The sequence below is a fragment of the Citrobacter sp. CRE-46 genome (assembly GCF_059615875.1).
Window position 1 is genome coordinate 1077095 of record NZ_CM184341.1, and the last position, 14644, is coordinate 1091738.

General features: G+C 44.4%; 15 protein-coding genes. 8 read left to right on the top strand and 7 right to left on the bottom strand.

The genetic code is table 11. The features are described from left to right. Positions 1-54 precede the first annotated feature (54 nt). A complete protein-coding gene (locus AC534G_RS05170; RefSeq protein WP_003863487.1) occupies positions 55-996 on the bottom strand; it encodes an AEC family transporter in 942 nt (313 codons plus the stop codon). A gap of 99 nt (positions 997-1095) precedes the next feature. On the opposite strand from AC534G_RS05170, the gene AC534G_RS05175 reads away from it, so the two are divergent. Then, positions 1096-1980 (top strand): LysR substrate-binding domain-containing protein, encoded by an 885-nt coding sequence (locus tag AC534G_RS05175; RefSeq protein ID WP_003863485.1) that lies wholly within the window; start codon positions 1096-1098, stop codon positions 1978-1980. A gap of 234 nt (positions 1981-2214) precedes the next feature. On the opposite strand, the gene AC534G_RS05180 is transcribed toward AC534G_RS05175, so the two are convergent. Next, a complete protein-coding gene (locus tag AC534G_RS05180; protein ID WP_003863484.1) occupies positions 2215-3114 on the bottom strand; it encodes a LysR substrate-binding domain-containing protein in 900 nt (299 codons plus the stop codon). Positions 3115-3245: 131 nt separating this feature from the next. On the opposite strand from AC534G_RS05180, the gene AC534G_RS05185 reads away from it, so the two are divergent. Next, positions 3246-4565 carry a 6-phospho-beta-glucosidase gene (locus AC534G_RS05185; protein ID WP_003863483.1) on the top strand — a complete coding sequence of 440 codons (1320 nt, stop codon included), beginning with the start codon at positions 3246-3248 and terminating at the stop codon, positions 4563-4565. A 646-nt stretch (positions 4566-5211) separates the two neighbouring features. On the opposite strand, the gene AC534G_RS05190 is transcribed toward AC534G_RS05185, so the two are convergent. Together AC534G_RS05190 and trxA are read right to left on the bottom strand one after the other, a co-directional pair. After that, positions 5212-5421 carry a YdgH/BhsA/McbA-like domain containing protein gene (locus AC534G_RS05190; RefSeq protein WP_003863479.1) on the bottom strand — a complete coding sequence of 70 codons (210 nt, stop codon included), beginning with the start codon at positions 5419-5421 and terminating at the stop codon, positions 5212-5214. 175 nt (positions 5422-5596) lie between these two features. Then, the gene (trxA, locus tag AC534G_RS05195) at positions 5597-5929 is read right to left on the bottom strand and encodes a thioredoxin (RefSeq protein ID WP_003863476.1); all 333 of its coding nucleotides are present in this window, start codon (positions 5927-5929) and stop codon (positions 5597-5599) included. A 163-nt stretch (positions 5930-6092) separates the two neighbouring features. Here trxA and AC534G_RS05200 point away from each other — a divergent pair, with 163 nt between their 5' ends. Further along, positions 6093-6998 carry a LysR family transcriptional regulator gene (locus AC534G_RS05200; RefSeq protein WP_032445060.1) on the top strand — a complete coding sequence of 302 codons (906 nt, stop codon included), beginning with the start codon at positions 6093-6095 and terminating at the stop codon, positions 6996-6998. A 170-nt stretch (positions 6999-7168) separates the two neighbouring features. On the opposite strand, the gene AC534G_RS05205 is transcribed toward AC534G_RS05200, so the two are convergent. Continuing rightward, positions 7169-7867: a DsbA family oxidoreductase gene (locus AC534G_RS05205; protein ID WP_032721142.1), complete on the bottom strand. Its 699-nt coding sequence runs from the start codon at positions 7865-7867 to the stop codon at positions 7169-7171. 68 nt (positions 7868-7935) lie between these two features. Then, the gene (locus tag AC534G_RS05210; RefSeq protein ID WP_003863473.1) at positions 7936-9045 is read right to left on the bottom strand and encodes an alkene reductase; all 1110 of its coding nucleotides are present in this window, start codon (positions 9043-9045) and stop codon (positions 7936-7938) included. 214 nt (positions 9046-9259) lie between these two features. Here AC534G_RS05210 and AC534G_RS05215 point away from each other — a divergent pair, with 214 nt between their 5' ends. The 5 genes from AC534G_RS05215 to AC534G_RS05235 all read left to right on the top strand — a co-directional run bounded on the left by AC534G_RS05215 (position 9260) and on the right by AC534G_RS05235 (position 12205). Beyond that, a complete protein-coding gene (locus tag AC534G_RS05215) occupies positions 9260-9601 on the top strand; it encodes a thioredoxin family protein (RefSeq protein ID WP_003863472.1) in 342 nt (113 codons plus the stop codon). Positions 9602-9757: 156 nt separating this feature from the next. After that, entirely contained in the window at positions 9758-10552 is a 795-nt protein-coding gene (locus AC534G_RS05220; protein WP_032445063.1) for an SDR family NAD(P)-dependent oxidoreductase, read from the top strand. A 27-nt stretch (positions 10553-10579) separates the two neighbouring features. After that, the gene (locus AC534G_RS05225) at positions 10580-10915 is read left to right on the top strand and encodes a carboxymuconolactone decarboxylase family protein (protein WP_003863470.1); all 336 of its coding nucleotides are present in this window, start codon (positions 10580-10582) and stop codon (positions 10913-10915) included. Positions 10916-11017: 102 nt separating this feature from the next. Next, entirely contained in the window at positions 11018-11557 is a 540-nt protein-coding gene (locus tag AC534G_RS05230) for an OsmC family protein (protein ID WP_496594512.1), read from the top strand. An 87-nt stretch (positions 11558-11644) separates the two neighbouring features. Next, a complete protein-coding gene (locus tag AC534G_RS05235) occupies positions 11645-12205 on the top strand; it encodes a TetR/AcrR family transcriptional regulator (protein ID WP_032721143.1) in 561 nt (186 codons plus the stop codon). 1087 nt (positions 12206-13292) lie between these two features. On the opposite strand, the gene AC534G_RS05240 is transcribed toward AC534G_RS05235, so the two are convergent. Next, positions 13293-14531, bottom strand: coding sequence for an ankyrin repeat domain-containing protein (locus AC534G_RS05240; RefSeq protein ID WP_032720406.1), 1239 nt, complete (start codon positions 14529-14531; stop codon positions 13293-13295). Positions 14532-14644: the final 113 nt, after the last annotated feature.

The window sequence follows — 14644 nt, forward strand, 5'->3', positions numbered from 1 at the left end:
TGCTCCAGTCTGCACTCACTGGGCGATTAACCTAACGGATCCGGCTGCCGTTAATTATAAACCGATGGTGTACAGATAAGCAGAAAGTGTAAACATAGAAAGCACTGTTGAAACCAGTACACATTTCGATGTTGTTGATGCCTCGCGACGATAGAACTCAGCCAGCATAAATGGTCCTGTACCTGTTGGTAATGCCGCCAGTAACACTGCGGTGTGAACCAGAAGAGGTGACAGGTGAAACACTTTTGTAGCAAACCACCATGTTAAAGCTGGTTGAATCAATAACTTAAGTACTACTAATAGCGTTACCGTAAAATTATCATTGTTCGTCTTTTTATCTGACTGACCGGCAAGGAATAACCCCAGTGCAATAAGTGCGCAAGGCGACGCGGCTCCACCAAGTAACTTCAGGAACACATTTATTGAGTCCGGCACGGTTAATCCCGACAGCGGAATACATATGGCGATAGCCGGAGATACGAGTAACGGATTTTTAATCAAGGACTTCGCTACACGCGTAAAAATGATGCGCCGTTTCACTTCACCCTGCAGCCCGGTTTCGATAATGATAATACCAATACCAAACAGCACAGAGACGGTCAAAATTGTGGCGATGAGTGTGGGTGCCAGGGCTTCATGGCCTAAAAAAACGATGACAAGAGGGAAACCGATAAACCCTGTATTAGCATAACCCGCGTTCAGTGCATCGATAGCTGCATCTGCAAGGTGGCGGGTGCGTCTCAGCTGAACAAATAAGGTCAGGAAAAACACCACCATCATCCCTATCGAAAAGGCACTGATAAACGCAGGCTGAGCCAGATCTGCCCACATTGCATTGGCAATGATATCGAAAAGCAAAGCAGGTAACGCCAGGTATACAACAAAGCGGTTAAGTTCAGTCAGGGCTGTTTCGCCCAATATTTTTAGCTTACGAGCTAGCCAGCCAACCAGGATGAGAGCAAATACAGGCAGGACAACGTTTAAAGTGGATAACATGTACGGAACTCAAAAGAGAAAAAAGCTACTCTAGAGATATTGACCTATATATTCCAATGCCTTTTTATATTGTTATCCATGCAAAAAAGGTATGAACAGATGTCCGATTTTAGACAGTTGAACTATTTCTTGACCCTTGCCGAATGTCTCAACTACGGCAAGGCAGCAAAAGTACTTAACATTTCGCAGCCACCTTTAAGTAGACAGATTGCTTCACTGGAGCATCAACTCGGTGTGAAGTTATTTAATCGCCATCACTATGGTGTCTCACTGACTGAAGCCGGCAGGATGTTCTACGCCGATACCCGTGCGGTCGTCAGTGCGTATGAACTTGCCTGCCGAAATGTCAGAAAAATGGCTACTGGCGAAAAGGGTAAGCTGTCAGTAGGTTTTATGATGCACGCTGCGTACTCTACACTTCCTGAACTCACTAAACAGGTGATTACGCAATTCCCCGATTTACATCTTATATTGCAGGAAGTCACACCGGCTACCCTGGTCGATGCCGTGCTGGAAGCAAAATATGATGTAGGTCTGGTTTTCAATCCGGGGCCGGTTCGTTTACTACAATGTCTAACATTGCATCGTGAAAACTTGTGCCTGGCAGTCAATGAAACTCACTCTCTTGCAGATGAAAAAAAGGTTGGCGTTGATCGATTAAAAAACGAGCCAATTATCGCTACTCCACACTCGGTTGCACCAGTATTAAGAGATATGATCGATCTTTACTTGCGCCAAGGGGGAATCGAGCCTTATTACCGACTAGAAACGCAGTTACAACAGACTATTATCAGCCTGGTTGCTGAAGGCATTGGTGTGGCAATTGTTCCAGAATCAGTAAAAAAATTACATTATGCTGGCGTAAAATATCTTGAACTTGAGCAGAGCCCAGCTATAGAACAGGTTATCATCTGGCATCAAGATAACAGTAATCCAGCCCTGAATTCTTTTACACGTCTGGCCAGAGCGATAGCTGAAAGATAGCTACCTCAACTCTACGTGAGACTTCTTTTTAAATCTTTCGGAAATGATTCAGAGAGGTTTCATAGAGCTGGATCGATCCAATGTGAATAGACTAACTAAGTAGATCTGCCATATTTTTAACCTATATTCTTACCATAATTATCGCTCAATGCACCTCAACGGTGCGTAATGAGATATTCTGCACGCTCGTAATGGATGATCTACATAATATCGCTGCATTTTTTTATGCTGTTATTATTCATTAATTATACTTCGTACCCATTCAGTTAATGCCTTAACGCCCGGCCTTGAACGGTTCTCGCGAGGCATTATCAAATCATATCCGCGCTTAGCCTGTACCTCTTTGTTAAACGGAATGGTAAGTTTTCCCTCAGCAATGTACTTTTTAACCAGTTGTTTTCTACCCATCGCTATACCGCTCCCTGTAAGAGCTGCTTCAATCGACATATGGCAGTTATTGAAGCTCATGAAGTTTTTTTCAAGAGGTAGCTCAGTTTGGGTTGCGGAACACCATTCTCGCCATTCGGAGAATGTATCCTGCGAATCAACGGATTCAGAAGCATGAATAAACCGTACTTTTTCAAACCAATTGTTATCCTGTCTGATTCGTTGACTTAGAGCAGGGGTGCAAACGGGTACCAGCCACTCATCAGCAAGCCGCTCGCAATAAAGATCAGGATATTTTTGCATGCCGTAGTAGATTGCTATATCCACACGTTCATGGTTGAAATTAATCAGTCCAGCACGAACTCGAAAATTGATATTGAGATTTGGCCAACGCAGGGCGAATTCTTCCAGACGGGGCATTAGCCAGATAAAGGAAAATGTTGGTGGTAATCCTACCGATAACGTTCCGCGTAGCCCTTGCACGCGGATGTCTTCGATTTCGTCATCAATGCGCTTTAGTGAAGACGACAAAATGCCCAGCAACCGAGCACCTTCGTTCGTCAACTGCAATTTACGCGTCAAGCGAATAAACAACCGAAATCCTAGCATGTCTTCAAGATGACGTATGCGCTGGCTGACTGCTCCTTGGGTAAGGTTCAGGATATTAGCCGCCCTGGTGAAACTCATATGAAGTGCCGCGCATTCAAACGTATGCAGTAGTGCCAGTATGTTTTGTTGTGCCAACATAGGCCTTTAGTACCTTTAATCGTCTTTACGCATTAATCCACCTAATGGATACCCTCTTAAAGATCGTTTGTCAATTACTAATGAACGGCCTTAAATGGCACCGTTAATACTCATTTAAAAGAGGTGACCCTATGGAAGGTTTGAAGATTGTTGTTATAGGTGCTGGCTCAAGTTATACCCCTGAGCTGATGGAGGGAATTATTAAACGTCAGCATGAGTTCCCGGTGCGTGAAATTTGGCTGGTCGATATTGAAGACGGGCGCGAAAAAATGGCCATCATCGCTGGGCTGACACGCAGAATGTTGGAAAAAAATGGTCTCGATATTACCGTCCATGAAACGCTGGATCGCCAGAAGGCGCTGGCTGGGGCTAACTTTGTTTGTTCGCAATTCAGGGCTGGGTGCCTGGAAGCGCGCATAAGCGATGAGCGTATTTCATTAAAATATAACATGATTGGTCAGGAAACTAACGGACTGGGCGGTTTTGCTAATGCCTGCCGAACTATTCCAATTGCACTGGAAATCGCAGCCGAGATGGAAAAACTTTGTCCAGACGCATGGTTGCTGAACTTTACAAATCCTTCAGGCATGGTTACGGAAGCGATACTTAAGCATTCCTCGGTGAAAACAGTGGGATTGTGTAATGTGCCGGTAATTATGCAGAAAGGTATTGCCGGTATGTTCGGCGTAGAGGATATCAACGAATTTATCATGCAGGTTGCGGGGCTGAACCACTTTATTTTTGCCCGACATGTCTGGTTTAAAGGGAAAGATATTATTCCGGACATAATCAGCAATATTGAGCAGGGAAATGATCCACTTATTCCGAAAAACATCCCTCCGTTTAAATGGCCAGCAGGAATGCTCAAAAACATGAGGATGCTTCCATGTCCTTATCATCGTTACTACTATATGAGTGATGATATGTATCGCCAGGAACTCAGTGAAGCAAAAGGAGAAGGTACGCGTGGTGAAGTGGTGAAGCAACTCGAAAAAGAGCTTTTTGATATTTACCGCAATCCAGAACTTGCTGAAAAACCCAAAGCTCTTGAGGGCCGCGGCGGGCAATTTTACTCCGATGCCGCCTGCGAATTAATGAGCGCAATTTACAATGATAAACGTATCATTATGCACGTTAATACGCGTAACAATGGCGCTATATCAGGTCTTCCTGATAATTGTGCGGTAGAAGTGAGTTCGATGATCACCAGCTCAGGTCCAATACCGCTCAATGTCGAACCTTTCCCGGACGATATTATGTGCCAAATTCAGCTGATGAAAACTTTTGAGCAGTTGACTATTGAAGCAGCCGTGACCGGAGACCGACATACAGCATGGCGCGGATTAGTAATAAATCCGTTAATCAAGAGCGGAGCATCCCTTGAAAAAGCATTGGATGAAGTTATTGTACATAACCGCGCGTTGATGCCTGCATTCCACACATCTAATTAAAATTGAAATAATTGACTCAAAAGGCTATCTATTGATGGCCTTTTTCTATTGCATTAAATAAAGGCAAGTATGGGCTTAGAGAGGAAGTATGTGAATCACCCTCGACAACAATACTTTGTTCTTTAACAGTAGATTTAATATAAGAAATATTATCCCAACTAAGTCATTGGTTTTAAGTCAAACATTAAAAAACATGACTTTGACTGTTTATCTCCAGGGATCATGCGTTGCAGTGTCCTGAGACTGGCCAAGTAAACGGATCATCGTGACCACAGAATGTGATGACACAAAACAGATCCTGTACTGTTCCAACGGTAGTGAGGAGATATCCTCTCCATGCTCTGTTTCGATTTCTTGTATTACCTGCACATCAAACACCGCCGCTACCTACCTGATCACGTGACGCACGTTCCGTCAGCGGCATCAATAATGATGAATTCAGAACGGGTTGGGCTCGTCTCAGAAATACGTACTTCCCTGATCATTATGTATGGGTTGTTTTCGCATGCTTTTAACAGCGATACAGTCTATGTTAAGGAACAGATCCTTTAAGGAAATACCAACAGGACTTCCCTTTTTGCCATTCAACTGTACGCTGCAGGGCCTTGTATTAAGTACTTAAACCTACTGCCTGCCACAAACCCGTTCAGTGTGTTAATTTTGCAGTCATATGCACTCTGTTGCCGCTGTATGCTTCAGTGATGGAATATTCTGCTCCGGCTTCTTTTGCTTTTGCTGCGATCTTTGCATGGGCTTCATCGAGCGTACTGCCTGTTGCGGTGACAGACTGTGCAAAGCTGGTTAACGAAACCAGTGAAAGAGCAGTGATGATAAAAACTTTATTAATGGCTTTCATGATATTTCCTCAGTTATTTAATAACACTTTGCTAAGTTAAGATACAAATGTGACGGGTTAAAAATAACCCATGGTAATTTCATTTATGTGCTTCAGTTTAATGAGATGGTTTAATAACGCTATCGTCTATGAAATTAAACAATTGCTTTATCTTCCTCATTGCTTTTAACGATAACTATTTTTCAGTAGTTAAGTAATCATTCAGTTTTTCTTCTATCTGTTTTTTGGGCAAAGCACCACCAAATTCCAGAACGATCTCCCCTTTATTAAATACTTTGAAGGAGGGTATCGAGCGAATACCATAGATGCTGGCCAGTTCGACATTTTCATCGATATTGACCTTCACAACTTTCAGCCGGGTTTCATGCTCACCTGAAAGTTGTTCGATGGTTGGTGCGACTGAGACACAGGGTGGACACCATGGCGCCCAGAAATCCACCAAAACAGGAAGGTTGTTGTTCAGTACTTCCTGTGAAAACGTCTCTTTATTAACACTCTTGACTGACATAGGATACCTCTCGCAATGCTCTTGAATGACTGCATTGTAGGTTGCAAGACAGGAAGAGTTAATTCGCAATAACGAATCAATATTAATTCTATTTCTGCATTAATTGATGGTATGGTTTATCTGCTATGGCGGTGTTTTTTGATGTTATTATTGAGGTTGTTAGATGGATATCAAAGCATTACGTTATTTTTTGCAAGTCGCAGAGACCCTCAGTTTTAATCGCGCCTCTGAACGGCTCAACATATCACAGCCCGTAGTGACACGTGTTATCGCCCAACTCGAACATGAGATTGGCACCAGGCTTTTTGACAGAACCACCCGCCGCGTTTCATTGACACCCGCAGGAACTGTTCTGCTTAATGAAGTCCGGCCTCTTATCGCACATGTTGAGTCTGTCCAGCAGACGGTTCGTCATGTTGTGGCTGAACAAAGCGGTAAATTCACGGTGGGATATACCACTCTGGCTATGCAGACGGTCACTCCTGATTTACTGCGACTTTTCAGCGAGAAGTATCCTGAAATTGAGTTGGACGTCAGGGAAATGACCACCCATGCTCAGGTCGAAGCGCTGCTGTCAGCCGAAATTGATGTAGGCTTCGTATTAACGCCGGTTGAAGATGAGGCGCTGACAGTCATTCCGCTGCATAAAGAGCGACTCAGATTAGCGGTATCCAGCCGTCACCCGCAAGCCGCTCTGGCAGGAAAAAATAAACCGCTTCCGTTGGCTGCTTTTGCAAATGAGGAGTTTATTATCCCCTGCAAAGAGCAGTTCCCTGCCGTTTATGATGAAATTATCCGACTTTGTGAGGAGGCAGGATTTCGTCCCCGCCTGCGTTCATGTGGAGAAAACCAGACGTGTGTCGGACTGGCACGAGCTGGTCTTGGCGTAGTATTCGTCTCTGGCAGAACAGAGGATATTCCTTCAGAAGGGTTAGAATTTGTTGAAATAGCAGCACCGATACCTGAATTAGAAATTGCAGTTGTCTGGCGGACACGTGATCCCTCCGTACTATTACAGCCATTCAGGGAGTTGGCAGAAATAACCATAGAAAACGGAAGCATAGATTGAATTTATGTTCAGAAATCGAATTATCGTGAATGCCTGAAGATGCCCGCAAAATAACCGGGAAACAGGGGCAAAGTGAAAAAATTAATTGGCGAATTTAAGCTGACTTCCGGAACAATTTCAGACTGAAGATTACTGACGGAAGCCAGGTTAGCCACGAATGCCTGTAGACATTATTTACAACCATCTATTCCGCAGACCATCCCCTCCATGAACATGGACTCATCTTTGGTTTCTTCCCAGACTTGTCTCAAGGCGCTCAAAAAATTCGCGGCTGGCTGTGCGCCACTGATTGCATATTTATTATTGATCACAAATAGAGGTACGCCACTTGCACCTATCGCACGAGCCTTTGCCTCATCGTCATCAACAGAATCCCTGAATACAGGGTTTTCAAGGGCACTTTCAGCCTGAGACTCTGTCATACCGGCTTCAATTGCCAGAGCAATCAATACATCCCTGTCAAAAATAGAACGCCCTTCAGTTGTGGCCGCAGAGAACAACTTTTCTGACATCTGTGTTCCGAGCCCTGCCTCACGCGCAGCAGCTGCAAGGGTATGCGCTTCACGTGTATCGCCAAAAAGCATAGTGTCAAAGTTATAGATCAATCCCTCTGATTTCCCCGTGCTTTCAATCTGGTTCATCATTAACTCTGCGCCATGCTCACCACCAAACTTCTGATACAAAGCCGATCTGAATGGAATAGGGGGGTGGTCATTTGCAATACGATAGCTGTGATGACGTACATCGACCTGTTTAGAATATTCAAACTCTTCCAGACCCTTTTCAAATCTTTTTTTAGCGATCCAGCACCACGGACAGACATAATCAGACCAGACATCTACTGAGATTCGGGGCATTAATGATTTCATTTTGTACTCTGAAGATATATGACAGGTAAAGTAAAATGCCCGGATTTATATTATCCGGGCCGACTTAATTATTTTTCGCTGTATACCGGGTAATCGGTATAGCCCTTTTCCGGAGAGCCGCTTACACCGTAATAGGTCGTGCGATCGCTTTCCGCCAGAGGCCAGTTATTTTTCATTCTTTCAACCAGATCCGGGTTGGCGATAAATGGCACACCAAACGCAACCAGGTCAACTTCGTTGTTATTCAGGCGTTCTTCTGCAATATCACGGCTGAATCCACCTGCTGCAATGATCGTCCCACCAAATGATTCACGGAAATCAGCTTTAAATTTCTCAGCGGCTTGCGGTGCGGTGACGTAGGTCGGCTGGAAATAGAGGTGCACGTAGGCCAGGGAGCGCTGGCTAAGAGCCTTTGCCATTTCTGACCAGGTTTCTTCTTCCCCGGCATAGGGGGCAAGATCATAGATGCGACCGAACGGAGAGAGTCGTACTGCGACTTTGTTGCCGCCAATTGCATCGGAAACGGCATCAATGGTCTCCAGCAGGAAGCGCTGACGATTTTCTACCGAACCACCATACTCATCAGTACGGGTATTCAGCTCACTGCTCAGGAACTGGTCAAAGATGAAACCGTTAGCCGCCATGATTTCAACGCCATCAAACCCGGCTTCCACCGCCAGTTGTGCTGACTTCACAAAATCGCGGGTAACGCGCTTCACTTCATGCGTTTCGAGTGCACGCGGAATGCTTGGGGCAACCGGGCCGGGTTTACCACTTTCGTCCCAGGCAAATACTGTTGTATTAGTCGCAGGAATGGTGCCTGAAGAGACGGGGGCAATATGACCAGGTTGTAGTGAGGTATGAGACATACGCCCCACATGCCACAGCTGCGCGAAAATTCGGCCACCTTTCGCATGGACAGCATCCGTTACCTTACGCCATCCCTCAACATGCGCATCATTATAGAGACCAGGCGTATAGAGATACCCGCGACCTTCTTCGGAAACAGGCAGCCCTTCAGTGATCAGCAATCCGGCTGAAGCACGCTGCGCGTAATACAAGGCAACTACGTCATCAGCGATGTCATTCAACGTGCGAGTACGTGTCATAGGTGCCATAACCACGCGATTTTTCAGCTCAACGCCACCGAGGTTGTAAGGGGTAAATAACGTCTTCATTGCATTCCTCATCTTAAGAGTCACGAAATTTCTGGCCACAACGACCATTCTGGTCACTCCGTCAAAAATCACCCGCAGCATTAATCATGGATGTCGGGTCAATCTTGTCAGCGAGTGAAAGTGTGCGTACCATATCAACCTACTACTAGGTAGGCAAGTGAAAATATGTTTTTTCGTGCCGTAATGACTGATACGTACAACGCCGGAGATAACGATGACAAATGTACGCACCTACAATGAAGACAACTTTCATGATATCGCATGGGGTGAGGGACTGGCCGTAATCAGGTTCTTTGCACCGTGGTGTCCACCCTGTCGTGAGAGTGAAGCGGAATATTTGCAATTCGCAAGAAAACTGGGGCCACATGTCAAAGTTGGTGTGGTGAATGTTGATAAATCACCTGTTTTATCAACTCGGTATGAGGTTTTTGGGCTTCCTTCTGTTCTGGTGTTCAGAAATGGTCAGCTGATGAAACGTCTTACAGGACAGAAAACTGCAGAGCAATACGCAGCTATTTTTTCATCAATTACCGAACACGAAGCAGACGTACACTGACGATACCATCCGTTGGGTTTTGACGATGTTTTAGATGTCAGAACCCAACATCGGTCAGTAAAAAAATAAAACGTAAACTTGACAAAGAAAATACTCTCGCCCAGACTACCTACCAGTTGATAGGCAGCTACAGAAACTTACCTCACCGGAGGCATTATGCAAGATACACAGTTTACGAATCATAAAGTCCTGATCATTGGTGGCACCAGTGGGATCGGTCTTGAAACAGCAAAGATGGTTTTAGAGCAGGGCGGAAAGGCTGTCATTGTAGGTAGCCGTGCTGAAAAAGCAGAAGCCGCACGCCAGGAACTCGTGGCTATTTCGGGTGAGGAGAATGCATTCGCTCTGACTGCTGACTTATCCAGTATGGAAAGTGTTGCAAAGCTCATCGCTGCCCTGAAAAAGGATCACAGCGATATTGATATGCTGGTCAATTCCGCCGGCATTTACTATCCAAAAAGTTTCCTTGAGCATTCAGTCGTGGATTACAACAACTTCCTCGATCTGAACCGGGCATTCTTCTTTATTACACAGCATGTTGCTGCATCACTTGTAGATCAGAAGAAAGCTGGATCTATTGTGAATGTTACTGCAGTCGCTGCACGCCAGGCAGTAGAAACCATCACCGCTTCAGCTTACTCCATGGCCAAAACGGGTCTGGATACTCTGACACGCCACGCCGCAGCAGAGCTGGCTGAGCACGGTATCCGTGTCAATGCAGTAAGCCCTGGTATTGTTGAAACCCGAATTTTCGAACGTTTTATTCCGGGTGAACAACTGGATGGTGCGCTGGCCAGTTTCAATAACTTCCATCCGCTGGGGCGGAACGGTACACCGCGTGATGTTGCGGAAACTATTGTTTTCCTGCTTTCAGATAAAGCTTCGTGGGTAACCGGGGCAGTCTGGGATGTGGATGGCGGTGTAATGGCAGCCCGGAAACTCGGCAATTAATTTTTTTACAAATCTGAGGAAATCATCATGTCTGCAGAATGGGGCAATCGTCTCTCCGCGCTGATCAAAAGCGTCGGTAATCTGGCCAAAACAAATAAACCTGTTGCTAACGCGTTTCATGGTCTTGAAACCGCTACGCGCGAAAACAGTGTTCTGGATGCCAAAACTCACGAACTGATTGCCATTGCTGTGGCAGTGACTACTCGTTGTGACGGTTGTATTTCCGCACACGTGGCCGCTGCCAAAAAAGCTGGTGCAACGAAAGATGAAATCGGTGCTGCAGTAGGGACTGCGATTGCGCTTAACGCCGGTGCTGCTTTTGTCTATTCAGCACGCGTAATGGACGCCTACGACGAGCTGTAATTCCGGCTCGGTTAGTTACCGACAGACTCAAATCCGGGCGCCTTCTGTAATCCGGCTGCCCGGTAAATCTCAATGAACAGGAATATCAAGATGACAGAGAAAATGAACGGTATTGATGTTGCTGCATTCCAGCAATTCGCCGAAAAAGTGACCCAAAACCCGGAAAAAGCAAAAGCCAGGTTTAACATAGAGACCCGCTGGGCAGGACAGACCCGTTCAGTTTCTACCATGAAGTCATATGAACTCTTTGGTGACAGCATCGAGCGTACCTTCCATGTCGCCGCTGATGAACCATCAGAAATACTTGGAAGCGATACTGCACCTAACCCACAGGAACTGCTCATGGCTGCGCTGAATGCCTGTCTGACCGTAGCGTATGTGGCGGTAGCTGCCAGCAAGGGCATTAAGGTTAATTCCCTGAAAATCGAAACGTCAGGCGAACTGGATCTGCGTGGTTTCCTTGGGCTTGATGAAAATGTTAACCCCGGATACGATTCAGTCCAGTACACCGCGTTTATTGATGCTGACGCTCAGCCGGCAGAAATTGAAGAAATTCATCAGGCCGTACTGAAGACGTCACCAAACTATGCGAATTTCTCGCGTTCCATTAAGATGGAGCCGAAACTCGTCATTGCACAATAACCTAAGTTGCATGATGGCAGACGCCCTGATTTGAAACAGGAGCAAGCGTCTGCCCTTGCTTCGTCATTTTTCAAACAGGTCGATTTTATGTCTATGGATACCCGACAATCATTAATCAATTCTGCAGAGTTTATGCTGCGTTCCAGAGGTTATGCTGCCTTCAGTTACGCTGATCTGGAAAAAATGGTCGGTATCAGAAAGGCCAGTATTCACCATTATTTCCCAAAAAAAGAAGATCTTGGTGTGGAAATTGTTGAAACCTACATCAATCGTTCGGCTGTGGATTTCGAAAAAATCGATCATGACTTTCCAAATGCTTTTGGTCGGCTCTGTGCTTTCGCTGCATTGTTTCGGGCTGCAATGGCTGATGGTATGTTACCGCTATGCGGGGCACTGGCAGCTGAAATGGCAGCCCTGCCGGAGACCATGCAAAGCCTTACGCGGAAATACTTTACCCTGCAACTGCAGTGGCTTGAGAAAACCATAGAGGAAGGTACTGCGGCTGGTGAATTAGCGGCAACAGGCACACCCCGGCAGAAAGCGTTTCAGATTTTAAGTCTCCTTGAAGGCAGTAGCTTTGTCCGCTGGGCAATGAATGACGGCACAGATCTGGAGCCGGCTGCTATTGGTGCTATTGTTTTCCATTAATCTGAAAGCCTGCGGCCCGATTTACAATACCATTATCATGGTAAAATCGGGCGCCAAAAGAGCCTTCACTCCCTTCGGTAGTAACCTGCATATTATTTTATCCCTTGACCGCTTACCCTGAATGCCTGGTTAGTTCAGGTCGCCACTATTTGACGTAATGACTTTTATATAGGCCAAAGCTTTTCTTGCCCGAACATTCAAGCGTCATCAACCGACGTCATCCTGATCAATATGTATAAATCCGCAACCCTTGGACAACTTATATGTTTGCGTGTCTGGTACTGAAAGACTGGGTTAAATGAAGAAGAGTTACGTTAAGGTAACGAACGCCTGCTTTGTGTCAAGAGTGGACGTTACGCACGAACTTTAATGGTTAATGGATGAGGTAGTATCCAAACTTAGAGTATTGTTCCACTCATCCAGAGTCAGAGTGAAAAGCATGCTTGCGGGTTCATTTTTCACATTATGAATATCACGCGCATACCGGAGACCTGCTGTAGTCAGGAGCTTTGGGATGCCAGATGGTTTGGTCTTACTACCGCAGAAATTTCAGCCAGTTTTAAAATACTAATTCCATAGGTGATCGCATATTTAGCTAACTCTGTTGCCAGACCTTTTCCTCATCACTTTATAGAGAAACGATACCCCAAGTTAATTATCTGCGTATCGGTCATAACTGATAACGCTAAGTCCTCCAAAACCGATAATTCTTTCTGGATTTTCCTTCAGTGCAATAGCCCATTTTCCGAAACTATAATTTCCCCAATGGCTAAGTCATCGGGTCAAATCATTACGTGTATGAAAATAAAATTTAGGTTATTTATCCCCCCTCAGTTAATTATCAAAGTAGGATTTAAGTTCATTTAGCGTGTGAGGATGTTTTCCTATACTATGTTGAAAGCGGTATTATTTATTACTGTCAGAGTGCCGGAATCGTCATTCATACAACCTTTACTATGACGTAGTCAATCAGGGAGACGCTGATAGCTATATCACACTATACAGCGCCCATATTTATTGACGTACACATAATTTTTTTACTGTAAGTATCGAGAGTGCATCAAAACTGGATATGAGAATAAAATCCTCACAGCCTACTTTTACAGGCGGTGTGTTTTATATCCGGTTTAATTACGGTTTTAAGCGTTTTATGTTCCCTTAGTGCAAGGTAGGCAAGAATTTCAGTGAGAATGTCCTGATCTTCAATGTCATTAATATTTACATTTACATTGTTTCTTATGAACCATTTAATGATCTCCTTGTTTTTTACGCTGACCAGCGGGGTGTCATACCATGAGCAAAGGGTGATATTGCTGAGATCAATAACTTTCTGAGCTTCAGTAATAAAATTTTTAATATCTTTGTTGGCGTATCTAACAACGCAACGGTCATTAATTTTGTAATCGATATTCTGGCTTTGCAAAAATTTAATTAGCTCAATGCAGCCATAAGTAAGGCGATTGAAAATTAATGGTCTTGCTTTAATAAGGTTAATGTAAGGTGTAAGCACGCTGAGACACTGGTCAAGTTGATAGTTGCTGAACAACATGGTCTGTATGTATTCAAAGACGGTTTCTCCATTATTATTAACACGGTTTATATCGCAGCCATTGTTGATTAAAATGTCTGTAATTGGTTTTTTATAAGGGTGAAAAATTAAGCTGTTCCCATTTCGATCCTGTATGTCAGGATCAAGGCCCGCAGCGAAATAAACATCCAGTAAGTCAGCATCTATGCCGGAAATGTTAATGGAATTATGACCATATATATCCCTTTGGTTAACATTGATACCTTTCTTAATCAGCAGACGCTTAACGTCAGCCTCACAGACGTAGAAAAGCGCATTTCTTCCATAGCTGTCAGTGTGGTTAATATCAATACCACTGTCGATGAGTTCTCTGGCTGAGCTTTCGTTGGTCGCAAAGAAAAGCGCATTTTTATCTTCAAGTTCAGGGTGGTTTATGCTGATACCATTTTTTACCAGTAACTGAACTGATTCAGCGTCACTGGTGTAGAAAAGTGCATTCCTGCCCAGCGTGTCCGTATGATTGATATCAATCCCGTTCTCAGTCAACACACACAGGGTTTCTGGACAAGTTGCATAGAAAAGCGCATTCCTGTTAAACATGTCAGTATGATTAATATTTATTCCGGCATTAATCATTGCTTCCATAAGCTCAGGGTATCTGCAACCGAACAGCGCATTCTGGTTCGATGAATTTAGCGTGTTTATGTCAATTCCTGTCTTTAATAATTTTATGAGTTCTGCTGGTGATTTTATTTTAAAAAGTTTCAGGTTATTATCGATTAAAGATTGTTGGTTCATATTTTATCTCCATGGTTATAATGTAAAACAACAATAATCAATGGATTTTTGTTTTTCAAATTTATTTTTAATTGTTTTTAATGCGAGTGTGTAATGCCATTTAAATTAATATA